Here is a 22,044-nt window from a genome sequence, read left to right on the forward strand (position 1 = left end):
CATGATGACCGGCAGGCACACCGTGGAACAGCAGAGACACACCGTGGAAGGCACCGATCCCGGATTGTTCGTGGAAGTCCATGAGCCTGCCAATGACGCCGGACTGCGTCCGGTCCTCCTGATCCACGGCTTTTCCTCCTCCAGCAAGCTGAACTGGGTGGACAGCGGCTGGATTGCCACGCTTCAGGGCGCCGGCCGCCGGGTTATCACCGTTGACCTCCCCGGGCATGGCCGGAGCCACGCCCCCGAGGACCTTGATTCCTACACGCCCAGCAGGATCCGTGCCGACCTCCTGCAGATGGTCTACGACGCCGGTGCGCGGCCCCTGCAGGACGGCAACCCGGCCTCCGGCCTGGACATCATCGGGTATTCACTGGGTTCGCGGCTGGCCTGGGAGTTCGCCGCCACGCAGCCGGACCTGGTGCACCGGGTGGTGCTGGGCGGACCCAGTGCTGCCGACCCGCTGGCAGCCTTCGATCTTGCAGCCGCGCAGCGATACCTTGCCGACGGCACTCCGATCCAGGACGAGTCGACGGCCGGGCTGCTGAAAATGGCGCAACTCATTCCGAGCAACAACCTCTTCGCCATGCTTTCCCTCATCGAGGCCATCAAGGGCGAGCCCTTCGACCCCGCCGAGGCCGCGCCCCACATGCCGCTGCTCCTGGTGGCAGGAGAGAAGGACGAACGCGCGGGCACCATGCCGGTGCTGGCGGAGATCGCGGGCAAACGCGGTGCAATGGTGGAGACCCTGGTTGTTCCCGGGCGCACGCACACGAACGTGGTCACCAGCCGGGCGTTCAAGGAAGCCGCCGTCGAGTTCCTCGCGGTGTAACCGGCTACCCGTATAGGCACGGCTATCTGGACAGTCGCTCCGCGTTGCGGCTCATGCGCTCCAGGACGCTGACGGCCATGGCGTATTCATCCAGGCCGATGCCCATGGAAAGGTCAATGCGCGTCTCTTCCACCAAACGGAGCGCTTGGTGGTAGGTCTCCCTGCCCTTGCCGCTGAGCGTGAGCCGGTCATCGACCATGGTGATCATCCCGTGCCCCACCAAGGCCGCCAGTTCGCGCTCCCGCAGCCGTACATCCCCGCCCCACAAGGGCCGCAGGGCTTCTTCGAGTTCAGCCGGCAGCAGGGGGTCTTCCGCTAGCGTGTTAAGCGCCTGCCACTGCCGGCGGCTCAAGCGGACCCTGGCCAAGGTGTGGTCCAACTGCGCTTCCAGTGCTGCATCCAGGCGTTTGACCCAGTACCCGATCGGTTTACTCACAAGGCAATGCTTGCAGCGGAGGCACCACCGGGCAAGCTTTGAACTGTAGGGTTGGAACCAGCGCCGGATTGAGGAGGAACGGGGTCGGATGGGCATGCGTTTCAAGGACAGGGAGGAAGCCGGGCGACGCCTGGCCGAGGGCCTTCCCCAGTTCAGGGAACGGCCTGACACCATCATCCTTGGACTGGCGCGTGGCGGAGTCCCCTTGGCCGCCGCAGCTGCAGCTGTTCTCTACGTGCCGGTCGGTGCCGTGCTTGTCCGCAAACTGGGCATCCCGGGCCGGGCCGAAACCGCTTTCGGCGCACTCGCGTGGTGCCGGGGCGAGGTAGTCCGGATCCTCAACAAGCCCTTGAGGGAGCTTCTTCTGTCCCGCGGCATCAGTGCAGCTGCCATGGATGACGTGGAGGCTGCGGAAAGGGCCGAACTGCGCAGGCGGGCCAAGGAGTACCCGGGGATCGACCACGATCTGCAGGGCAAGGCCGTCATCCTGGTGGACGACGGCCTGGCCACCGGCGCAACCATGCGTGCCGCCGTCGAGAGTGTACGGGCCGCAGGCGCCACCACCGTCATCGCCGCCGCTCCAGTGGCCTCGCTTGAGGCCTCAACATCGCTGGGCCGTGTTTGTGATTGGGTCTTCTGCTTGCATATACCGGGCAAGTTCCACGCCGTCGGGGCCTTCTACGAGCACTTCGATCAATTGACGGACGCCGACGTCATGGACCTGCTTAAAGACCCACGGGCTTAAAACCCACGGGCCCGGGGTTGGACCCCGGACCCGTAAGCCTTCTGCAGTGCGCCGCTGGGCGTGCGCGTGAGTTCTTTAGTGGTGGGTGCTGAAACCGAGCGGACGTCCCTTGGTTTCCTTGGCGAGGATCACGCCCACGGCGGAGATGACGCACAGCACCATGATGTAGATGCCCACCGAACCGGACCATTTGGTCTGGTCCAGCAAGGCCTGCGCAATGGTGGGAGCGAAGGCTCCGCCGAGGATGGCGCCCAGTGCATAACCGATGGAGATACCGGAGTAGCGCACCTGCGGAGGGAACATCTCGGCGTACATGGCTGACATCGGGCCGTAGGACAGGCCAAGGCCGATGGTCAGGACGAACAGGGCCACGCCGTAGAGAATGATGTCCTTGGAATCGATGAGCGCGAACAGCGGGATCATCCATACGAAGACCAGGGCATAGCCGAACAGGAATGTCTTCACGCGGCCGATCTTGTCCGAAAGCCATCCGCCGACCATGGTGAAAATCAGCCAGCCAAAGGACGCGACGGTGGTTGCGAGCAGGATCTGCGGCGCAGGCATCTTCAGTGCCTTGGTTGCGTAAGAGATGAAGAAGGCGATCAGCAGGTAGCCCGCGGCGTTGTTGGCAATGAAGATCAGTGCGGCGAAGACAACTTCCTTGGTGTTGTGGCGGAACAGCTCACCAAGGGGAGCCTTGCTTTCGGCCTTGCGCTGGGCGATTTCCTTGAAGACGGGGCTTTCGCCGACAGCCCGACGGATCAGGTAGCCCACAACGATCAGGACGACGGAGAGCAGGAAGGGTACACGCCAGCCCCACGCCGCGAAGTCTTGCTTGGACATTCCCGACTGCAGGAAGAACAGCAGGCCCGTTGCCAGGATCATGCCGATCGGCACACCGATCTGCGGGTAGGCGCCAAAGAGGCCGCGCTTGTTGATGGGAGCGTGCTCAACAGCCATCAACGCCGCACCGCCCCATTCGCCACCGGCCGAGAAGCCCTGCACCACGCGGAGGGTGATCAGAAGGATCGGAGCCCACAATCCGATGGTTTCGTAGGTCGGCAGGAGACCGATCAGGGCCGTAGCGGCTCCCATCATCACCAAGGTCATCACCAGGACTGCCTTGCGGCCAACGCGGTCGCCCAGGTGGCCGGCAATGGTGGCTCCCAGGGGGCGGAACAGGAAGCTGATGCCAATGGTGGCGAAGGAGAGGATCTGCGCCACGCCGGGGTTTGACTGTTCGAGCGGCGTCAGGAACAACGGCGACAACAGCGTCGCCGTCAGCTGGGCGAAGATGAAGAAGTCGTACCACTCGATGGTGGTGCCCACCAGGGTTCCCGCCAGTACCCGGCGCTCTTCGCGCTTGCTGCTGGGCCCGGACAGGGAATCGACAGAGGAAGTTGCGGTCATTGAAACTCCAAAGGTGCGGGTGTCTGTTCGGCGCGACATTCTTTACCGACAGAACGGTCAGTTAGGAAACTGTACTACACGCTGTGATCAAAAGCACACCCCCCGTGGACATAGGATTGGAGCCATGAATTCCAGCAGCGGTGTCAAAGGCCCTTTGGAGGCACCCACCCAGGCCCCGCCGTCGCAAACTCTGTCCCGGGGCATCCGCGCACTGGAGATTCTGGCGGCTGCCGATCGCCCCCTGAGCATTGCCGAACTGGCCGAGGCGCTGGGCGTGCACCGCTCCATCGCCTACCGGATCCTGCGCACCTTGGAAGACCACTCGCTGGTGGTCCGTGACGAATCGGGCAGGGTCCAACCGGGCGCGGGACTGGCCGTCCTGGCGCGGGGAGTCTCCCGGAACCTGCAGGGTGCCGCCTTGCCCGAACTCACGCAACTGGCCAACACGCTGCACATGACGGCCTTCATCGCCGTATGGGACCACCAGGAATGCGTCACCCTCCTGACGGTGGAACCACGACATTCAGGACCCGCGGTAGCCCAGCATCCCGGCACCCGGCATCCCATCACGTCGGGAGCACCCGGGATAGCCATCCAGTCCGCCATGACGGAGGAACGCTGGCAGCAACTGGGCCCGGGGGTCCCCTACCGTCCTGAAGCGCTGGAAGCCAGGCGACTGGGTTACGCCGCAAGCCATGACGAAGTCATCGCGGGAGTGTCGTCCCTTGCTGCACCCATCCACATCCCCGGGGGCAGGCCCGCAGCCATCGCCGTGGTTTACATCCGGATGGACCAGGACGCAGACCGGGTAGGCCAGGCGCTGGCAGCAAGCGCCGCACGGATCGAAAGCCAACTGGCCTGAGACTTTCCCTGATGTGGCCTGCTACCCCTGCTGCCGTCCGCGCATGACGAGCCACGTCACCAGTCCGAGGACGAGCAGGCCGGCGGCCGCACCCATCGCCACGGTGAAGGCGGCTGCCGCCCCTTGGGTCTGAGCCAGTTGGCCGGCGAGGTACGCGCCCAGGGCCGTACCGGCGACGATCCCACTGGCCAAAGCTGTCATGACAGTAGCCATGCGTCCGGCGGGAGCCACCACGCCGCCGATGCTGAACACTGTCACCATCACCGGTCCCACCGGAATGCCCAGGATCAGCAGGACAGCCACCATGGGCCAAATGCCGGCCGGAACCACCAGCAGCAGCGACAACGCCGACATGGCAAAGGCTGCCACCACCCAGCGGGCCGCCAGACCAAACCTCTGCGGCCAGAAAGCAACGGACAACGCCGCCACCGCGGAACTGAGGCCCATCACCGCATACAGCAGGCCGGCCAGCTCGGCGGTGGCGTAGTCCGCCGAGAAGGCACTGAGGGCATTTTGGGTGGCGCCGAAGAAGGTCCCCATGCAAACCATGGCCACCACGGGGACGGCCACCACGGCCGCGGCCCAGCGATTCCGGTCTCCGGAGTCCTCGGGACGTACGACGCCGGTGGCAGCGTTCCGCGGCGCAGGAACCACGGCAAGGTGGCTGGGATGGACAGCGAACGCAGGGACCAGGATGCAGGTCAACAGCGCCGCCAGCGCCAGCGGAAGCCAAGGAGTGATGAGGCTGGCCAACAGACCCACCAGGGCCGGGCCCAGTACGAACGTGATCTCGTCCGCGGTCCCTTCGTAGGACAATGCCGTATCCAGATCGGCCCGGTTGGCCGCTACGCTCCGGCCGCCGCCCTGCCCCGCCCGCAGGTTGTGCGTGGTGAGGGCCATCCAGCGAACGCGGGCCATGGGCCCCACTTGCGGTGAGCTGGCTCCTGCGATGAAGGCGGCAACCAGCACACCCAGGGCGTCAAGGCCCGAAGTGTAGGAGGGGGTCCAATACGCAGCCGCGATCACCGCTGCCACCGCGAGTGCATTCACCACGGCAGCCGTCAGCAGGACGATGCGCTGGCCTGCGCGGTCCGCGAGGGACCCCACTACGGGAGCGCCGAGGGCCGATCCGATGCCGACCGCCCCGGCTGCCATGCCGCCGATGGCGTAGGAGTGGCTGACAGCTGTGACCAGGGTCAGGGTGCCCACCGTGAGCATTGCCAACGGGAGGCGGGCAAAGAGGCCGATCGGCAGGAATCCGGCGCCTGCCAGTTCGGGCAAACGGGCGAAACGCCCGGGGAGCCGGGACCGACGTGGGTTGGGCCGTGGGCTGGCTTGGGGCGACGCGACAGGCGTGGGCTGGGAGGCCAAAGAAGTTTCTTTCATTATTCCGGGTTCGCTAAGTGTGCGCATCGTCCCTCCTCCCGATGCGCGCGACCCGGTATAACTTTTCAATTCTATAGGATAGGACCTCAGACAGGCATCGCTTCGACCACCCGCACGGTGGAGCCACTTCGGCCCTTCACCACCTGCAATTGGCTGCTGATGCGCTGCTTCATCTCGGCAACGTGACTGACCAACCCCACTACCCTGCCGCCGTCACGCAGGCCCTCCAGAGCATCCATCACTTGTTCCAGGGCCTGCTCGTCCAAGCTTCCAAAGCCTTCGTCCACGAACAACGTTTCGATGTCCACACCGCCGGCCTCGTGTTGGACCACATCTGCCAGACCGAGAGCCAATGACAACGAGGCCATGAACGATTCGCCACCAGACAACGTGGAGGTGTCGCGTCGCTGGCCCGTCCACTGGTCAACGACTTCAAGCCCCAGGCCGGACCTGGCCCCGCGGGCGGCTTTCGCGTCAGTGTGCCGGAGGGTGTAGCGGCCATCGCTCATGGCAACGAGCCGTTCCGAAGCCGCAGCGGCAACCTGCTCCAGGCGTGCGGCCAGGACATAACTGTTGAGGCTCATCCGGTAGGTATTGTCACCGGCGCCGCGGAGGGTATCGGCCAATCCACTGAGTAACCTGTAACGCTCCCGCGGTTCCCTGCCGTCCGCGGCGAGATTGAGGTAACGTCCGCGCAGACTGGTCACCGTTTGCGCAGCTTGATCCGCCAGACCGACCGCAAGGGCAAGATCCTTGGCGGACTTTGCAGCGGCCAGCGCTTCAGCCGTCGAGTTCTTGAGTTGGTCCTGGTCCTTCGGCAGTTCTCCGATAGTGGCTTCCTTGGCAGCGAGGACAAGGTCTTCGGCGGCAAACAACTCATCCAGCCGGGCAGCCTCGGTGTCGTAATCCGAAAGACTCTTCTCCAGTCCCACCACATCCGACGCTGACAGCACGTCCCGGCGGGCTTCATCCGCGGTGCTGAACCCTGCTTCCGGCAAGGCCCTCTCCAAAACAGCCAAGGCCTCCTTCGCGGCCCGCTCTGTCCCGTCCACCTCACGTGCGGCGGCTGCTGCCGTCTGCAGCAGCCCATGCTGTCCGGTCAACTCTTCGAGGCGCGCTTTCAGGCTGGTGAAACCGGCCCGAAGTCCGGACAAGTCCGCTTCGAGTTCGGCGTGCTGTTCCCCAAGAACACCCGACAGAGTGGCGGCCTCGCCGGCCGTTGCCTCAGCGGCATTGTGGTCTTCCTGCAGCTTCTCCATCCTCGCCGTGAGCCCGGCGTGCCGGGAACGCAGGGAATCAAGGCGGGCGGCCGCATCCCGTGCTTTTGCAAGCTCCATCGCTGCGTTCGCCGCTGCTTCCTCCGCGAGCGCAGGGTCCACCGCTCCGCCTTGGGCAGCCAAACCGGCCAGCAATTGCCCGGCAGATGTCAGCTTCGCCGCAATGCCTGTGAGTTCTTTTTCGCTCGTTTCAAAGTGCAGGGCCGCAGTCTCTTCATCCTGGGCAAGGGAGAGTGCGCTCCGCGCGGCTTCAGCGGGATGCGGGTGGTCCTGGCTGCCGCAGACAGGACATGGATCACCGTCAGCCAGCGCTGCGGCGAGTTCTCCCGCGGCATTGGCGAGCCGTTCTTCCCGAAGGTCCAGCCATGCTTGGCGGAGATCCTGGGTCTTTGTTCGCGCGTCCGCGTGAAGGGCTTCCAAGCCATCCCGGTCTCGGGCTGCGGCCTGGTACCGGGCGACGAGGTCCACTACCTCCGCCGCGGCTGCCGCTTCACGCTCAGCAACCTCCCTCCGGCCCGCGAGGGGCTCCAACGGCTCCATGTCCGCCAGGAGGGCGGCATCTTCGGCGCGGAGGGTTTCCAAGGAGCGGGCCAAGGATTCCACGGCCAGCCCTGCGGCAGCCTGTTCCCGGAGTTTCTCCTGAATCCGGACTCCAAGGTCTTCCAAGCGTCGCTCGTCCGGAAGCCGGGCTTCCAGCACGGCCACGTTCTTCTTCACCTTTTCCAGGTCCTCGGCAAGCGTTGCTTCGGAAAATCCTGCAGAGGCGAGTTTTTCGCGGAGGGACTCCATGGCCGCGACGGCGGCCCGGTGTTTCCGCGCGGTATTCTCAACGGCGTCGAGGTGTCCGCCAAGGACTGATGCTCGACGATGCCGGCTGAGCCTGTCCCGGTCCTCCAGTGCGCGCGGGGCTGCCAGTTCGAGGAGCACCCTGCGCTGCGTGGCAGCAGCCAACCGCGCGTGCCGCTGCGCTTTGTCCTGCTCTTCCTGCAACGCGGCTGCCAGCCTGGCCGAGCGGGCCTCGGCTGCGTCAGCTTGTTCCCTGCGTCGACGACACTCCGCGGCAATAGCATCGCCTATTGCCTCGAGCCATCCCTCGGGCGCCAGTCCGGTCTCTTCCGAAGGCACCGCAACGCTTGATCCCGGGGTTCCCATGGATCCTGGCGTGCCGGTGGATCCCGGCGTGCCGGTGGATCCCGTGGCTGCAGGCCCGGTGCTTTCCAGCCCCAGGTGCGCGGCCTCGGCGGACACGCGGTCCAGCAACATCTTCAGCTCAGCGGCATTGTCCTCGACTGCCCGGGCAGCTTCCGCCGCTTGAAGCTGGATCTGCCGCTCGACCGACTCAAAGCGGTGGGTACCAAAGAGCTTCTGAAGGAGGTCCAAGCGGTCTGACGCTTTGGAACGCAGGAAGGCGGCAAAGTCGCCCTGCGGCAGCATGACAACCCGGGTGAACTGCTCGCGGTCCATTCCCAGGACCTCTGAAAGCTCGGCGCCGGCTTCGTCGTTCCGCGACGACTTCTCCACCCACTCACCGGCCACCCGTTCCCGGAGGAGCGTCTTGGCCTGCTGGGTGGTGAAGCCCTTGCGTCCACGCGCGCTCGGCCGGTCCCACGCGGGAGACCGGGTGACTTCGAACCTGCGGCCGCGGGCGGAGAACTCACAGACCACCCGGGGCTCGGCTGTGGGCGCTGCGTGGTCGCTGCGCAGCCGTTTGCCGTCCTGCCGGGCACCGGGAACAGACCCGTAGAGGGCAAAACAGATGGCGTCCAACACGCTGGTTTTGCCTGCCCCCGTGGCACCGTTGAGCAGGAAAAGCCCCTGGGCGCCGAGTTGGTCGAAATCAATGTGCTGCGGCTGGGCGAACGGACCGAAGGCCTCGATTTCCAAGCGGTGGATTCTCACAGTTCCGCCTCCTCCAACCGGACAGATTCGAGGGCCTCCCGGAGGGCAGCTTCCTCGGTGCCTTCCGGTCCACGGCCGCGAACGTGTTCGAGGAACCCGCAGCACACGTCAAGATCATCCGCGGCCGCGGCAAGACGGCTGCTGTAGTTGGATTCCTCTTGTGCAGCAGCGCCCTGCGGGTCAAAGGTCAGTACAAGGGTGTCCGGGAACCGGGTACGTAGTTGCTCCATGGCCTGGGTCGGCCGTTGGGCATCGGTCAGTGTGATCTGGCAGAACGACGATTCAGCCCAGGCATGATCCCGGGATTCCAGGAGCTCGCTCAGGGTGCCCCGCAGGACCGCCAAGGACCTCGGCGCTTCCCACAGCACCTCGCGAACCTCACACATGCCGGCGTTGTCCAGCTCAACCAACCAGGCTCCCTTGCGGTGCTTGGCTTCAGAGAAGGAATATGCCAAAGGGGAACCCGAGTACCGGACGTTCGGGGCAAGTTCCTGGCGGCCATGCAGGTGGCCCAAAGCCGTGTAGGAGAAGTCCTCGAAGAGGTCCAGCGGAACGGCGCCCAATCCACCGATGCTCAGGTCCCGTTCACTGTCCGAGGTGATGCCGCCGCTGGCAAAGGTGTGGGCGAGGACCACCGGGTGGACGGGTCCGGATTCTCGGCGACGTTCGACGTCCCGCCGGATCCGGTCCGTGGCTTCCTTGGTCACGGCAAAATGGCTTGCCGTTTCAACGCCCAACCGTTCGGCCACCAGCCGTGGTTCCAGATAGGGAATGCCATAGATGGCGACGTGCCCGCTCCCCTCGCTGGTCCCGGCGGGAAGCAGCACGGGAACATCGAGGTCTTCGATGCGCGTCCGGAGATGGACGCCGCCTTGTTCCATGAGCCGCGAGGCAAATCCCAAGCGGATGGCGGAGTCATGGTTGCCGCTGGTGAGGACCACCGACGCACCGGCCTGCGTAATGCGGACCAGAGCCTCGTCAAGCAACTTCACGACGTCCAGTCCGGGCAAGGCGCGATCATAGACGTCACCGGCGATCAGGACGATATCCACGGCCTCCGAGCCAACGCAGGAGACGAGTTGGTCAATGAAGCTGCGCTGGGCATCGAGCATCCCAACGCCGTGGAAGGACCGGCCGAGATGCCAATCCGAGGTGTGGAGTAACCGCATATCTTCAAGCTAACGGCGGGCACCGACAAAAAAGGGCAGGTGGGCCCCCCGTCGTCGTTCCCGTTGCGTTACTGGCCCTTCTTCCCATCAAAAAAGTCGCGGGCTTCATCTGCCGTGTCTGCCGTGCGGCTCCTGTCAACGGGCGCCTCGGCAGTAGCCGGGACGGCGGGGGCCTGAACGGCACCGGCTGCGGCAGCTCCGCCGTCGTTGCCGGCTTCCGGCACATCACCGGCTACCGGAGCGGCCGCCGGAAAGTTACTGAAACCACGGAAGACAAAACCGGCCAGGGCTGCGCCCAGCAACGGCCCCACCCAGAACAACCACAGCCCCTCCAGGGCCCAGGACGGACTGAAGAAGGCCTGGCCTGTGGCACGGGCCGGGTTGAACGGCAGATTGCCCACGATCTCGCCGAACTGCAGCAACACCGCGGTGGCCAGCCCGACAGCGATGGGTGCGAGGGCTGCAATCGCGCGGCGTCCCGCAGTTGCACCCAGGAAGACGCCCACCAGGATGGCAGTGCCGATTACTTCCGCCAGCAGCACGCCGGCCAGCTGGGTCTGGGCAGCGGAGTGCTCCCCGTAGCCGGCCGCGGCCGTGCCCAGAGCAGCCCGGGCGTCGGCCAGCACCGGCGAGGCAAGGACCACGAAGTAGACCAGGGCTGCACCAACCACGGCGCCGATAACCTGGGCCACAACGTAAGCCAGGGCGGCAACCGCCCGGATACGGCCGGCTATGAGGTTACCCAGCGTAATCGCGGGATTGAAGTGGCCGCCCGAGACGTAACCGAAAGCGATCATGCCTGCGGTCACCGACAGGCCGATGGCCAACGCGGTCGCGGGTCCGCCTTGCTGGGTGGAGAAAATCTTGACGCCCACTGCCACGAGGACCAGGAACATTGTCCCCAATGCCTCAGCCCCGAGCCGCGCAATCAGTCCCGGCGGGTGCTCGGCGGTAGCTTGCACGGAAGAGGTCATGGCTGAAGGGTCCTTACGCTGTGGGGATGGAGACGCTCAGTATCTTGCCAACGTAGTCTGGGGAGTTGCTGGGCATGACGGGCGTCCCGGGGCCTATCTCCGAGCTTAGCCGCCTACGGCAATGGCCGCGATCGCAGTACCACCGAGGCCCACCACCGCCACCGTGCACACCGCAAGCAAAGACGCCGGCACCGCGGCATTTCCCGTGTGGAGTTGGCGTGAGCGGATCCACACGACGCACGCCAGGATGATCGTGGCCGCGGCGGCCATCAAGGCGCACACACCTTGGTAGTCGAGCCCGGGCAGGCCGGGCACAAGCTGGGCGGACGTCGGTTCGCTGGTCAGCCAGCTCCGCCAGATGAAGAGATCCACCACCACCAGCGACAACAAGGTCCGCCGCCAGGCAAGGGTCGTGCGTTCCGGCTGCAGGCCGGGGTCCCGAACATCTGCGGCCTCCGCATCCATGCTCAGCGCACTACCAGGATCAAGACGGCGAAGCCGAACGCTGCCACGGCCACCACGATGGTCATGAACAAGAGGACGCGTGAGAACGGGAGCGCTTGGTCGTTGCGCATCGCAGCTTCCATCTGGCTCCAGCGGCGGTAGGACAGGACCGCCAGGCCGGCTCCTATGAGCGCGAGCAGCACGCAAAGGACCAGGCGAACGGGTTGCGGTGCGATGTTCGGCGCCAGTTGGTCGATGGCCACCGCACCCGCCAAGAGCGCCAGGGAGGTCCGGATCCATGCCAGGAAAGTGCGCTCGTTGGCGAGCGAAAACCTGTAGTCAGGCGTCTTGCCTGTTCGTCGCCAATCCGGTTCACGCACGTTGTACTCCAGGTTTCCTCAGGCTGCGCAGCTTCCCCACCATACCAACGCGCCACCACGGGGCACGGTAAGTTACTGGCATGAGTGTTGCAGCCGGCCCTTCGTTCGAGTCCCGTGTCCACGCCACCCTGCTGGGGGGAGCCTTAGGCGATTCCCTTGGCTATGCAGTGGAATTCGACTCCATAGGAGCAATCCGCGCGCGCTTTGGCGACGGCGGCCTGAAGACTTTCGGACAGCTCGACGGCGGCACGCACTTCTCGGACGACACCCAAATGACGCTCTACACGGTCGACGGCCTCGTGGAAGCCTTGGAATGGGCCAATGACGGAGTCGCCGCCGATGAGGTCGCCTGCTTGTGGCTCGCCTATTTGCGCTGGCTGGCAACCCAGGAGGTAGCTGCCTCCCCTTCGGCGCCGGTCCCCCAGCCGCGCTGGATCGACCTGCAGGACGTCCTGCACCAACGCCGCGCTCCGGGCAATGCCTGCCTGAGCGGCCTCGCCACCGGTGAAATGGGAACTGCGGCCCGGCCCATCAACCCGGAATCGAAAGGGTGCGGGACAGTCATGCGGTCGGCGCCGTTTGGCCTGGTACCCCACATTGCTCCGGAAGCCGTGGCCAAGCTCAGCATGGACGCGGCATCCCTGACCCACGGCCATCCATCGGCCCGCTTGAGCGCCGCCGCCTTCAGCCTCATGATTCACAACCTCGTGGCCGGACAGGAACTCCGTGATGCCGCGGCCAACGCCCTGGGTCATGTGGAAGGCCTGCCGCTCAAGGCCCCCGAGCTCGTGGACAGGCTCCAGGACGCCCTCCGTCTTTCCACGGAAGCCCCCGGCCTCGGCCCGGAAGAACTGACCACCGCCCTTGGCGAGGGCTGGATCGCAGAAGAAGCCCTCGCCGTCGGGCTCTATGCGGTCCTGTCCACTGCGGGCGGCGATCCGGAAGAGCACTTCCGCGAGGCAGTGGCCCTGGCCGTCAACCACAGCGGCGACAGCGACTCCACCGGCTCCATTGCCGGCAACCTCCTGGGTGCCTTCTACGGCGAACGCTGCCTGCCGGCCGATTGGATGCACGCCCTCGAAGCCCCCGACGTTATCCGGGGCATGGCGGAGCGCCTGTTGGCGGTTACTACCGGCTGACTGCGTCCGCCGCGGGCCGAAGGGCGATGTTATTGCACGCTTCGCACACGTCTTCGGGGATGAGGCCCCGGCGCTGGAGGAAGCCGAATATGGCGCAGCCGAGGCAGAATCCCGCAAAGGCTTCCAGCGATGCCGCAACAATCAGCAACGCCAGCAGGACCCAGGCAGCCGGTTGCGCGCCGAGGAAGAAAAGCACGACAGCGGCAGTCGTCAACGCCGCTCCGATGCCTTGGGCGAAGCGCTTGGGCGGACCCGGCACCAGCTTGGTGCGGCCCAGGCGCGGCGCGAGGACCTTCACGGAGAGCAGTGCCAGCGGAGAGACACGGGGACCAAACAGGACCCGGAGCCAGAAACCGACGGCCAAGGCAACCAGGCCCCACCCCCATCCGGACACCAGGGTCACGACGGCCAGCACCACCACCAGCCCGGCAGTGATACGGGCCGCGTATTCGTTCACCGGATTCGGAAAGTCGAAGAGCCGCCTTTGAACAGTGCCCTGCCCGGACTTCGTGAAAGCACGGGGCGCATCCGGTGCGGCAACGGGTAGCTTGGAGGTCATGCCCCAAGGCTACGAGCGCCGGTTGCCGGGCCGGAAGCAATGTTGCGCAGTATGAATGCCCGCCCGGGCCTGCCGCCTAGTTGCCGCCCACCATTTGGAGGAATTCTCCCTCGGACACCACTTCGATCTGCTGCCCTTTGGCGTGGAGTTCCAGGACGCGCTTTGCCTTGCCCGTGAGCCTGCCGGCACGAAGGTCCCCGGCGACGAAACCGTCCCCCACCACCAACACCGTAGTGCGGGCAGTCACCCTGCTCTCGGGACTGGCACCCAGGTCCGCGGCACGTGCCTTCGCCTCGGGGCGGGGCATTGCCAAATCGCCGGTGAAGACCACTGTCTGGCCGAACAACGGGTGGCCTGGTTCAGCACCGGGGTTGGGCAGCGGGTTGGGACCTTCCTCGGGCCAGGGCGACCACGCACGCTTGGCCGGCGGGTTTGGCGAGCCCGGCCCTGACACCCCGGTTCCCACCAAACGTGCCGCGAGCGCGGACGCAGTGGCTTTGGACAGTCCGAAGGCCGGGTCAAAGGCCGGTTGCCGCGGGAGTGCCAGGCCCAACGAAAGGTAGAGTTCGGCGATGCTGTTGGCACTGTTGCGCCGTGCAATGTCGATGAGGATTCCGGCGCACGCGCGGGCATCCTCAGTGGCGTCGTGGTGGTTGACCAATGGAACGCCGGCCTCTTCGGCAGCGTAGGGCAGGGAGTTGGAAACCAACGAGTAGCACCGGCGGGACAACATCACCGTGCAGACGTACTCGTACGCTGGTCCGGGCAACCCGGAGACTTCCAGGCCGGAGCGGATGACACCCAGATCAAATGCTGCGTTATGCGCTGCGAGGATGTCATCGCCGATGAAGGCGCCGATCTCCGGGAACAACTCACCGAACCTGGGCATGCCGGCTACGTCTTCGGCGCGGATGCCGTGGATCCGCGTGTTGTGGTACTCGAAGTGGTCATGGTTCTCCGGCGGCCGCATCAACCAGGAGGCTTCTTCCACCACCACTCCGTTGCGGACTTTGCTGAGCCCGACCGAACAGGGAGAGCCCCTGAAGCCGTTGGCCGTTTCAAAGTCGATCGCCGTAAAGTCCAATGCCACTGGACAAGGGTACAGGCGGGAAGGGCCGCCCTTTCGCCGATTTCCCGGCGGGGCGGCCCTTCCAGCCTGCGAGTGTGGCGAACGCTACATCAAGCGCGCGATGGAGGCTTAGGGCGTTGCACGCCGAAGCGTGGAGTAGGAACCGGCTGCCAGGACTACACACAGCAGGGCCGTCCACCCGCTGATGCTCAACGGACTTTGCTGGGCGAACCACGCACCAACCGAGCCCCACCATTGTTGGACGGTAGCCAGGGCCACGAAGCCCACGAGCACCATGGCCGTCCCCAAGGTGGAGATCAGCACTCCGGCGGTCCCCCAGCGCTTGAAGATCGTGGCGAACCAGAAACCGACGATGAACATCAGCATCATCACGACGAAGAAGAACGCGGCGGTGGAGTACCAAGGCCCGTCAGTGATCCACGGGATGTTGAAGAAGTATCCGGAGACCCCCCATCCATTGGTTGCCTTCTCGATAGCCCCGCCAAGGAGGTACAGCACCGACATGCCCAGGGCGATCACTGCAAACAGGCCCAAGGAACCGGCGTAGAAGGCCTTGCGGCTGATGCTGAGGCCCTGGGAGAAGGGGAACACCAGCGTCATGCTCTGGATTCCAAGGACCATGAAGTACCACAGTGGCGCCTGGCTCCCGCCGCCGTACTTTGCCTCGTCGACAGGAATCAGGGCAAAGATGGCCAATGACATCAGGAACGAGGAGGCGAGGATCACCAAGGGCCAGCCGATAAACGTCCATCTGTTGATCAGTTGCATTCGTGCAACTGCCATTGTCCGGCTCATCGGGTTGCCTCCATCGTGCCATCTGAGAATTCGGATTGGGGCTGTGAAGCCGTTGATCCCGTGCGGGCCATGGTCTTGCGTACCACCAGTTGCTGCAGCGAAACCGGGGACAATTCGAGCCCCAATTCCTCCGCTTCTGCCCTTGCCTGCCTGTCCAGCGCCTGGTCCACGGTGACCGAGGCGAGGGATCCCAAGGTTTCCCTGTGCAGGACGGGGCGGCCGGCGAGGAAAGCGTCCACTTTGTCCGCGGACCCGGACACGGTGACGGCCGAACCACGGATGTCGTCGGCGTCGGCATCCATGATGATCCGTCCGCGGTCAATGACCACCACGTGCTCCAAGAGGTTTGCCACCTCGTCGATCAGATGCGAGGAGAGGATGATCGTGCGGGGAAATTCCGCGTAATCCTGTACCAGCCGGTCGTAGAACAGCTGGCGCGCAACAGCATCGAGGCCGAGGTAGGGCTCATCAAAGAACGTGAGCTCCGCCCGTGATGCCAGGCCTATGATGACCCCCACGGCAGAGAGCTGGCCGCGGGACAGCTTCTTGATCCGGCGCTTCATCGGGAGCTGGAACTCTTCGGCCAGCAGCTCCGCAAAGCCTTGGTCCCAGTTCTTGTAGAACAGCGCAGCGGAACGGAACGCATGGCGGGGTTGGAAATCATCAGGGTACTTCTGCGACTCGCGGATGAAGCAGATCCGTGAAAGTACGGCGTCGTTCTCATAAGCCGCTTTTCCAAAAACCAGCGCATCCCCGGAAGTGGCGAAGGCCTGGGCCGTCAGGATGGACATCAGCGTGGTCTTCCCAGCGCCGTTGCGGCCCAGGAGACCGTAGATCCGGTTGGCGGCCAGGCTTAGGTTGACGTCCTCCAACGCGTTGACGTCTTTATAGCGCTTGCTCAGGTTACGGGCCTCGACGATCATCTCGTTCACAGGGCCGCGCTCCTTTCCTTGTCGTTTCCGGCATCAGGAGCCAGCCTGGCGCCGCGTTCAATCATGTGGTTCAGCTGCTCGGCCGAAATGCCCAATTTGCGGGCCTCAACGGTCAGCGGCCTGACGTACTGCTCAAAGAACTCTTCGGTCCGCCGCGCAATGAGTTGCGCGCGGGCCCCTGTGGCAACGAACATCCCGATCCCCCTGCGTTTGTAAAGAATCCCGGAGTCCACCAGCACATTCACTCCTTTGGCGGCTGTGGCCGGGTTGATGCGATGGAAGGCCGCGAACTCGTTGGTGGAGGGCACTTGCGACTCCTCCGGCATGGTTCCGTCCACGATCCCGTTCTCGATGAGTTCCGCGATCTGCAGGAAGATCGGCTTGCTGTCGTCGATCACCGGCGGCACACCATCTTTGGTTCATTACTCATGTAACTAACCATACAAGCGAGAGACCACACGTCAAGGGCTTCCTGAAAAACAGCCCACCGCAGTTCCAGTAGGCTTAATGGGTGATCTTTACTGCGATGAGCGACTTTGCCGTATCCACTTTTGGAGGCGCGGGACCGGTACGGCCACCCATGGCGTCATTCCTGCCGGACTGGCTGAACCCCCAGATCTTCCTTGCCGACCCCGCACTTGCCCCGTGGGTTGTGCTGCTGGTGTGCGGCATTGTCTTTGCCGAGACCGGGTTGCTGGTCGGGTTTTTCCTGCCCGGAGACTCCATGCTCTTCACGGCGGGTCTCCTCGTGGCAACGGACACCATCAAGTTCAATATCTGGGCACTGGCCGGTCTGATCATCGTGGCCGCGATCGTCGGCAACCAGACCGGTTACCTCATAGGCTCCAAAGCGGGCCCGGCAATCTTCAACCGGCCGGACTCCCGCCTCTTCAAGAAGGAAAACGTCGAAAGCGCCCATGCCTTCTTCGAAAAGCATGGCGGCAAAGCGCTGATCCTGGCCCGTTTCGTCCCCATCATCCGGACCTTCGTCCCCGTGATCGTCGGCGTGGCCCAGATGGACAAGCGGAAGTTCTTCCTTTTCAACGTCATTGGCGCCGTCCTCTGGGGCGGTGGCGTGACGCTCCTGGGCTACCTCCTCGGCGACCGCGTGCCGTGGGTCAGTGACAACCTTGACATCATCTTCATCGTCATCGTCCTGATTTCGGTGATTCCGGTCTTCATCGAAGTAGGCCGTGGCTTCATCGCAAAGCGCAAGGCCGAAGCCGAGGGCACGGACCCTGTAGAAGAATTCATCGAAGAACACGAACCCGAAAAGCACGGCGAGCACTAAGCGGCAGCCAGGCCTCGCCGGCACAGAAGCGAGCAGCACAGACAAGAGCAGTACAGACGAGAAAGGCGCCCCGAGGGGCGCCTTTCTTGTCTATGCCCTGAAACTAACCGCGGGGTTCGGAGAGGGCCTCAACGATCGCAGGAAGAAGGGCGCGGAACGCCTGTCCCCTGTGGCTGATCGCGTTCTTCTCCTCGAAGCCCAGCTCTGCGCAACTGCGGTCCATGCCCTTGGGCTGCAGGATGGGATCGTAACCAAAACCACCGTCGCCGCGGGGTTCGCGAAGCAGGGTCCCTTCAAGCTGGCCGTACTCAACCGTTTCACGGGAGATCCCGGCCGGGCCGGGCACTGCCAACGCTGCTGCACAGACAAACGCAGCGCCCCTGGAGGCATCGGGAACGTCGGAGAGTTGGGCAAGCAGCAATTGCAGGTTCGCAGCGTCATCACCGTGCTTGCCCGACCAGCGCGCAGAGAAGATCCCCGGCGCCCCGCCCAGGACGTCCACGGCAAGGCCGGAATCGTCGGCAATGGCAACCAGTCCGGTGGCTTCGGCAACGGCCCGGGCCTTCAGGAGTGAGTTCTCCGCGAAGGTAACGCCCGTCTCGGCAACGTCAGGGGCACCTACGGCTGCTGCATCCACCACTTGGGTGTCCACGTCCACGCCGGGCACCTGCCCGCGGAGCAGTTCCCTGAGCTCCCTCAGTTTGCCCTTGTTGTGCGTGGCCAGAACCAGCACCGGGCCACCGTCCTGCGGGTTGGTGCCGCTCACGGCGCCTCCGCCAGGGTTTCGCGCTGGATGGCTGCCAGCTGGCCCGTCCCGATCAAGGCAAGGTCCAGAAGGGCATTGAGTTCATCACGGTCAAAAGGAGCGCCTTCGGCAGTGCCTTGGACTTCCACAAACTTACCGGAGCCGGTGACCACTACGTTCATGTCCGTCTCTGCGCGGACATCCTCCACGTAGGGAAGGTCCAACATTGGAACGCCGTCGATGATCCCCACGGAAACAGCTGCAATGGTGTCCACCAGGGGTTCTGCGTGCCGGGAGATGAGCTTGTTCTCCCGGGCGAAGCGGATGGCTTCGGCAAGCGCAACGTAGGCGCCGGTGATCGCCGCGGTGCGGGTTCCGCCGTCGGCTTGGAGGACATCGCAGTCAAGGACAATGGTGTTCTCGCCCAAGGCCTTGGTGTCGATGATGGAGCGCAACGACCGCCCGATCAAGCGGGAGATCTCATGGGTGCGGCCGCCGATCTTGCCCTTGACGGATTCACGGTCGGACCGGGTGTTCGTAGCCCGGGGCAGCATCGCGTACTCGGCGGTGACCCAACCGCGGCCTTCGCCTTTGAGCCACCGCGGGACGCCTTCCGTGAGGGAAGCAGTGCACAGCACACGCGTGTTGCCGAACTCGATAAGCGCGGACCCTTCGGCCTGCTTGGACCATCCCCTGGTGATGCTGATGGGGCGGAGTTGATCGGGGGTCCTGCCATCGGCACGGATAACGGGGGCGGCTGTTGCTTCTGAAGTCATGCCCCCAGCCTATCGAGGATGCAGGGCTGCGGCCCAGTTGGGCTAGACCGTGTAGTGGACCCCTGCAACAGCCACAGCGACGTCACCGCTGAACACCGGCTTGGCCTCAGCCATCACTTTCGTCTGGGACGTCCAGACGGGGATGTGGGTCAGCAGCAGCCGCTTGGCTCCAGCGTTCACCGCAGCCTCCGCGGCACGCTTCCCGGTGAGGTGGACGTCCTTGATGGCGTCATCGCGGCCTTCCTCGAAGGCCGCTTCGCACAGGAAAAGGTCCGCCCCCTGCGCCGCGTCTTCCAGGCCTTGGCAGGAATCGGTGTCCCCGGAATACGTCAACACCCGGGTCACCGGCGTGCCGTCCTTGCCCGGCTCTGTTGCGGTGACACGCAATGCGTAGCACTCTTCCACCGGATGGTTCACGCCGTACGGGGTCACGGTGAAGGGTCCGACCGTCACGGGCTTTTGCTCCGCCCAGTTGGTGAAGTCGAATTCCTCGTGCATACCGGGATCAAGGTCGAGCCCGTACGCGGTTGCCATCCGGTCCGCCGTCGCAGCGGGACCCCACACGGGAAGACGGTCACGGCCCCAACCGCCCGGCTTCCATCGGACAGCAACATGCAGGCCACAGAGGTCCATGCAGTGGTCCGGGTGCAGGTGGGTCAGGAAAATGGCGTCGATGTCCTCCAGGTCGGTGTACCGCTGGATGGCCCCCAGGGCGCCACTGCCGAGATCCATGACAATTTTCCACTCGCGCTCACCGTCGTGGGCGGTCACCAAATAGCACGACGCCGGCGAGCCGGGTCCCGGGAATGAGCCCGTGCAGCCCACGATCGTCAGCTTCATAGTCCACTCTCCGTCGCAGCCCGCGTACCGTTGTCCGGCTGGACGAAATAGGACCGGCGGGCCAAGCCCGCCCCGGCCCTGGCCGCTGCAAGCATCTCCGGCGTAATACGGGCAAGGCTACCTGTTGGATACTGGGCGGAGACATGGTCGACATGCTTGACCGAGAGAACTTCCGGCCCAAGGAACCTGCGGGCAAGGGTCTCGAATTGGGCTGCGTCACCGGTGGCAATGAACTCATGGCTGGGCGCACTTGCCTCAGTCCGCTGGATGCCGCCGTTCGCCAGGGCCCGGTAGACGTCCTTGGCGGTCTCCTCCGCACTGGAGACGAGGGTGACGTCCTCACCCATCACGAACGAGATCACGCCGGTGAGCAAGGGATAGTGCGTGCAGCCCAGGACTACGGTGTCCACGTTGGACTGCTTGAGTGGTTCCAGATATTCGTTTGCTGCCGCCAGGAGCTCCGGGCCCGTGGTGATTCCCGCCTCGACGAAGTTTACGAACGAGGGGCAGGCCACGGACGTAATCGAAAGGTCCGGAGCCGCGGCAAAGGTGTCCTCGTAGGCCCTGGAACCCACGGTGGCAGATGTCCCGATGACTCCGATGCGCCCGGTCCGGGTGGCGGACACTGCGCGCCGGACCGCCGGTTGGATCACCTCGATGACCGGAATTCCGTAACGGGCCGTGTAGCGCTCCCGGGCGTCCCGAAGCACCGCGGCCGAGGCGGAATTGCAGGCGATGGTGAGCAGCTTGACGCCCGAATCCACCAGTTCGTCCATGACGCCGAGGGCATTGGCCCGGACCTCGGCAATAGGCAACGGCCCGTAGGGTCCATGGGCGGTGTCCCCCACGTACAGGATTGACTCGTTGGGGAGCTGGTCGATGATGGAGCGGGCCACCGTCAGGCCACCAACACCGGAATCGAAAACACCGATCGGACGCGCGCCCATAAGCTCAGTGGAAACGCCTGTTGAGTTGCCCGATGCTGAAGTCATGATTATTCGAGAATAAGGCTTCCCTTGGTGCGCGGCCATTAGCTGCGTCTCCCCGCCCGTGTCTGATTTGTCACACGGGAGCGGCGGCAGCGTCCGTCCGCGCGGCTCAGGGCTTCGCCTGCCGCGCGGCCAACATCGACTGAACCAACGACTCCTGGAGCCACGTGGTGAAGTTGTAGACCAAGGCCAGGTAGCTCTCAACATCCTCGGCCTGGCTCCAGTCCTGCATGCTGTGGACATGGTCGGCGTCAGCCTCGTCCCGGATGTCGAGGCGCTCGGCCAAGACAAGGCGGACATCGTTCAGCGCCATGGACCAACGCTGGGCATCGGCCGGCGTCAGGACGAGGTCGTCCTTGTCCAACCCCATTGCCGTTGCCCGCAGGGCACCGATTTTGCTTTCCCGCACCGAGCGCTCGGTGAGTTGCCGGAATTCGAGCGAGCCGGCGTCGTCGTCCTTCATCACGTTGGGCAGCAGCCGCAGGAGGGCGCGGTCGGCAGGCTTCTTCACGTCCATGTCCAGGCCGATCATGGCCGCCAACGGATCTTCATTCTCCTTGGCCTCAGACTCGAGCATGGAAATGACGTCGTCCAGAAGCCCGCGAAGAAGATCCCGTTCGGCCGGTTCGAGGTAGCCGGTGATGCCCTTGAGTCCGTATTTGAATGCCTTAGCCACTCTGGCGGCCGCCCTTTCCGGGTGTTTCGTTGCCGCTGGCGGCCTTTTCCACGGTGGCCCACAAGCCGAAGCCATGCATGGCTACAGCGTGCTGCTCAACCTGCTCCTTGCTCCCGTGGGCCACAATGGACCGGCCTTTCCGGTGAACTTCCATCATGAGTTTGTGTGCCTTGGACTCGGAATAGCCAAAGTAGCTCTGGAAAACATAGCTGACGTAGCTCATGAGGTTGACGGGGTCGTTCCAGATCACAAGGTTCCAGGGGATGTCCGGGGCGGTCAGGACATCAGTGGCAGCCAGCTCTGAAGCTTCCGTCCGTTCATCAATATCCGTACCAAACGCAACGCTAGGGCTCATCTGTCCATTCTATGGCGGCTCGCACTAGAGTGAATTTCGTGAG

At 64.5% G+C, this 22,044-nt stretch carries 24 protein-coding genes; 5 read left to right on the plus strand and 19 right to left on the minus strand.

The annotated features are described in order from the left end of the window. The first annotated feature begins 1 nt into the window (after position 1). Positions 2-832 (plus strand): alpha/beta fold hydrolase, encoded by an 831-nt coding sequence (locus QN084_RS02610; protein WP_083261886.1) that lies wholly within the window; start codon positions 2-4, stop codon positions 830-832. A 22-nt stretch (positions 833-854) separates the two neighbouring features. Here QN084_RS02610 and QN084_RS02615 read toward each other — a convergent pair whose 3' ends face one another. Then, positions 855-1,268, minus strand: coding sequence for a winged helix DNA-binding protein (locus QN084_RS02615; RefSeq protein WP_062099238.1), 414 nt, complete (start codon positions 1,266-1,268; stop codon positions 855-857). An 88-nt stretch (positions 1,269-1,356) separates the two neighbouring features. On the opposite strand from QN084_RS02615, the gene QN084_RS02620 reads away from it, so the two are divergent. Further along, entirely contained in the window at positions 1,357-2,013 is a 657-nt protein-coding gene (locus tag QN084_RS02620) for a phosphoribosyltransferase (RefSeq protein WP_062097126.1), read from the plus strand. A 75-nt stretch (positions 2,014-2,088) separates the two neighbouring features. Here QN084_RS02620 and QN084_RS02625 read toward each other — a convergent pair whose 3' ends face one another. After that, positions 2,089-3,423: an MFS transporter gene (locus QN084_RS02625; RefSeq protein ID WP_021470953.1), complete on the minus strand. Its 1,335-nt coding sequence runs from the start codon at positions 3,421-3,423 to the stop codon at positions 2,089-2,091. A gap of 124 nt (positions 3,424-3,547) precedes the next feature. On the opposite strand from QN084_RS02625, the gene QN084_RS02630 reads away from it, so the two are divergent. Next, complete coding sequence (locus QN084_RS02630; protein ID WP_062097131.1) at positions 3,548-4,285, plus strand: IclR family transcriptional regulator; 738 nt, start codon at positions 3,548-3,550, stop codon at positions 4,283-4,285. Between the two features lie 21 nt (positions 4,286-4,306). Here QN084_RS02630 and QN084_RS02635 read toward each other — a convergent pair whose 3' ends face one another. The 6 genes from QN084_RS02635 to QN084_RS02660 form a co-directional block, all read right to left on the minus strand. Next, positions 4,307-5,671, minus strand: coding sequence for an MFS transporter (locus tag QN084_RS02635; RefSeq protein WP_069695135.1), 1,365 nt, complete (start codon positions 5,669-5,671; stop codon positions 4,307-4,309). An 86-nt stretch (positions 5,672-5,757) separates the two neighbouring features. Then, positions 5,758-8,847, minus strand: a complete 3,090-nt coding sequence (locus QN084_RS02640; protein ID WP_069695136.1) for an AAA family ATPase — start codon at positions 8,845-8,847, stop codon at positions 5,758-5,760. After that, positions 8,844-10,016, minus strand: a complete 1,173-nt coding sequence (locus tag QN084_RS02645; protein WP_069695137.1) for an exonuclease SbcCD subunit D — start codon at positions 10,014-10,016, stop codon at positions 8,844-8,846. The genes QN084_RS02640 and QN084_RS02645 overlap by 4 nt, the downstream gene beginning before the upstream one ends. 68 nt (positions 10,017-10,084) lie before the next feature. Beyond that, the gene (locus tag QN084_RS02650; RefSeq protein WP_062097139.1) at positions 10,085-10,990 is read right to left on the minus strand and encodes an MIP/aquaporin family protein; all 906 of its coding nucleotides are present in this window, start codon (positions 10,988-10,990) and stop codon (positions 10,085-10,087) included. A gap of 105 nt (positions 10,991-11,095) precedes the next feature. Then, positions 11,096-11,455 carry a DUF202 domain-containing protein gene (locus tag QN084_RS02655; protein ID WP_021470959.1) on the minus strand — a complete coding sequence of 120 codons (360 nt, stop codon included), beginning with the start codon at positions 11,453-11,455 and terminating at the stop codon, positions 11,096-11,098. Between the two features lie 2 nt (positions 11,456-11,457). After that, complete coding sequence (locus QN084_RS02660) at positions 11,458-11,814, minus strand: YidH family protein (RefSeq protein ID WP_021470960.1); 357 nt, start codon at positions 11,812-11,814, stop codon at positions 11,458-11,460. Positions 11,815-11,894: 80 nt separating this feature from the next. On the opposite strand from QN084_RS02660, the gene QN084_RS02665 reads away from it, so the two are divergent. Further along, entirely contained in the window at positions 11,895-12,953 is a 1,059-nt protein-coding gene (locus QN084_RS02665; protein ID WP_069695138.1) for an ADP-ribosylglycohydrolase family protein, read from the plus strand. Here QN084_RS02665 and QN084_RS02670 read toward each other — a convergent pair. The 5 genes from QN084_RS02670 to QN084_RS02690 form a co-directional block, all read right to left on the minus strand. Then, positions 12,943-13,512 (minus strand): DUF4395 domain-containing protein, encoded by a 570-nt coding sequence (locus QN084_RS02670; RefSeq protein WP_083261887.1) that lies wholly within the window; start codon positions 13,510-13,512, stop codon positions 12,943-12,945. The two genes, QN084_RS02665 and QN084_RS02670, sit on opposite strands and share 11 nt — an antisense overlap. Positions 13,513-13,588: 76 nt before the next feature. Further along, positions 13,589-14,602 carry a 3'-5' exonuclease gene (locus tag QN084_RS02675; protein WP_069695139.1) on the minus strand — a complete coding sequence of 338 codons (1,014 nt, stop codon included), beginning with the start codon at positions 14,600-14,602 and terminating at the stop codon, positions 13,589-13,591. Positions 14,603-14,710: 108 nt separating this feature from the next. Next, positions 14,711-15,397 (minus strand): hypothetical protein, encoded by a 687-nt coding sequence (locus QN084_RS02680; protein ID WP_021470964.1) that lies wholly within the window; start codon positions 15,395-15,397, stop codon positions 14,711-14,713. Then, complete coding sequence (locus tag QN084_RS02685; protein WP_043427314.1) at positions 15,394-16,320, minus strand: ABC transporter ATP-binding protein; 927 nt, start codon at positions 16,318-16,320, stop codon at positions 15,394-15,396. Before QN084_RS02685 ends, QN084_RS02680 begins: the two co-directional genes overlap by 4 nt. A gap of 5 nt (positions 16,321-16,325) precedes the next feature. Beyond that, positions 16,326-16,727: a GntR family transcriptional regulator gene (locus QN084_RS02690; RefSeq protein WP_031216060.1), complete on the minus strand. Its 402-nt coding sequence runs from the start codon at positions 16,725-16,727 to the stop codon at positions 16,326-16,328. Between the two features lie 128 nt (positions 16,728-16,855). On the opposite strand from QN084_RS02690, the gene QN084_RS02695 reads away from it, so the two are divergent. Next, a complete protein-coding gene (locus QN084_RS02695) occupies positions 16,856-17,620 on the plus strand; it encodes a DedA family protein (RefSeq protein WP_031216061.1) in 765 nt (254 codons plus the stop codon). A gap of 103 nt (positions 17,621-17,723) precedes the next feature. Here QN084_RS02695 and rdgB read toward each other — a convergent pair whose 3' ends face one another. The 6 genes from rdgB to clpS form a co-directional block, all read right to left on the minus strand. Then, the gene (gene rdgB / locus QN084_RS02700; protein ID WP_021470968.1) at positions 17,724-18,386 is read right to left on the minus strand and encodes an RdgB/HAM1 family non-canonical purine NTP pyrophosphatase; all 663 of its coding nucleotides are present in this window, start codon (positions 18,384-18,386) and stop codon (positions 17,724-17,726) included. Next, positions 18,383-19,141, minus strand: a complete 759-nt coding sequence (gene rph, locus QN084_RS02705) for a ribonuclease PH (protein WP_021470969.1) — start codon at positions 19,139-19,141, stop codon at positions 18,383-18,385. Before rph ends, rdgB begins: the two co-directional genes overlap by 4 nt. Before the next feature lie 42 nt (positions 19,142-19,183). After that, positions 19,184-19,981, minus strand: coding sequence for an MBL fold metallo-hydrolase (locus QN084_RS02710; RefSeq protein WP_021470970.1), 798 nt, complete (start codon positions 19,979-19,981; stop codon positions 19,184-19,186). Continuing rightward, positions 19,978-20,973: a glutamate racemase gene (gene murI, locus QN084_RS02715; RefSeq protein WP_021470971.1), complete on the minus strand. Its 996-nt coding sequence runs from the start codon at positions 20,971-20,973 to the stop codon at positions 19,978-19,980. Before murI ends, QN084_RS02710 begins: the two co-directional genes overlap by 4 nt. Positions 20,974-21,079: 106 nt before the next feature. After that, entirely contained in the window at positions 21,080-21,646 is a 567-nt protein-coding gene (locus QN084_RS02720; RefSeq protein WP_021470972.1) for a DUF2017 domain-containing protein, read from the minus strand. Beyond that, positions 21,639-22,001, minus strand: a complete 363-nt coding sequence (gene clpS / locus QN084_RS02725) for an ATP-dependent Clp protease adapter ClpS (protein ID WP_021470973.1) — start codon at positions 21,999-22,001, stop codon at positions 21,639-21,641. Before clpS ends, QN084_RS02720 begins: the two co-directional genes overlap by 8 nt. Positions 22,002-22,044 lie beyond the last annotated feature (43 nt).

Origin of the sequence: Paenarthrobacter sp. R1, from assembly GCF_030264015.1 — a bacterium.
Classification (GTDB): domain Bacteria; phylum Actinomycetota; class Actinomycetes; order Actinomycetales; family Micrococcaceae; genus Arthrobacter; species Arthrobacter ureafaciens.

Coding starts and splice junctions, on each gene's coding strand:
- QN084_RS02635 (WP_069695135.1), bottom strand. CDS start 5,671: ATGAAAGAAACTTCTTTGGCCTCCCAGCCCACGCCTGTCGCGTCGCCC.
- QN084_RS02650 (WP_062097139.1), bottom strand. CDS start 10,990: ATGACCTCTTCCGTGCAAGCTACCGCCGAGCACCCGCCGGGACTGATT.
- QN084_RS02680 (WP_021470964.1), bottom strand. CDS start 15,397: ATGAGCCGGACAATGGCAGTTGCACGAATGCAACTGATCAACAGATGG.
- clpS (WP_021470973.1), bottom strand. CDS start 22,001: ATGAGCCCTAGCGTTGCGTTTGGTACGGATATTGATGAACGGACGGAA.
- QN084_RS02645 (WP_069695137.1), bottom strand. CDS start 10,016: ATGCGGTTACTCCACACCTCGGATTGGCATCTCGGCCGGTCCTTCCAC.
- QN084_RS02655 (WP_021470959.1), bottom strand. CDS start 11,455: ATGGATGCGGAGGCCGCAGATGTTCGGGACCCCGGCCTGCAGCCGGAA.
- QN084_RS02630 (WP_062097131.1), top strand. CDS start 3,548: ATGAATTCCAGCAGCGGTGTCAAAGGCCCTTTGGAGGCACCCACCCAG.
- rph (WP_021470969.1), bottom strand. CDS start 19,141: ATGACTTCAGAAGCAACAGCCGCCCCCGTTATCCGTGCCGATGGCAGG.
- murI (WP_021470971.1), bottom strand. CDS start 20,973: ATGACTTCAGCATCGGGCAACTCAACAGGCGTTTCCACTGAGCTTATG.
- QN084_RS02610 (WP_083261886.1), top strand. CDS start 2: ATGATGACCGGCAGGCACACCGTGGAACAGCAGAGACACACCGTGGAA.
- QN084_RS02625 (WP_021470953.1), bottom strand. CDS start 3,423: ATGACCGCAACTTCCTCTGTCGATTCCCTGTCCGGGCCCAGCAGCAAG.
- QN084_RS02665 (WP_069695138.1), top strand. CDS start 11,895: ATGAGTGTTGCAGCCGGCCCTTCGTTCGAGTCCCGTGTCCACGCCACC.
- QN084_RS02695 (WP_031216061.1), top strand. CDS start 16,856: ATGAGCGACTTTGCCGTATCCACTTTTGGAGGCGCGGGACCGGTACGG.
- QN084_RS02710 (WP_021470970.1), bottom strand. CDS start 19,981: ATGAAGCTGACGATCGTGGGCTGCACGGGCTCATTCCCGGGACCCGGC.
- QN084_RS02620 (WP_062097126.1), top strand. CDS start 1,357: ATGGGCATGCGTTTCAAGGACAGGGAGGAAGCCGGGCGACGCCTGGCC.
- QN084_RS02670 (WP_083261887.1), bottom strand. CDS start 13,512: ATGACCTCCAAGCTACCCGTTGCCGCACCGGATGCGCCCCGTGCTTTC.
- QN084_RS02685 (WP_043427314.1), bottom strand. CDS start 16,320: ATGATCGTCGAGGCCCGTAACCTGAGCAAGCGCTATAAAGACGTCAAC.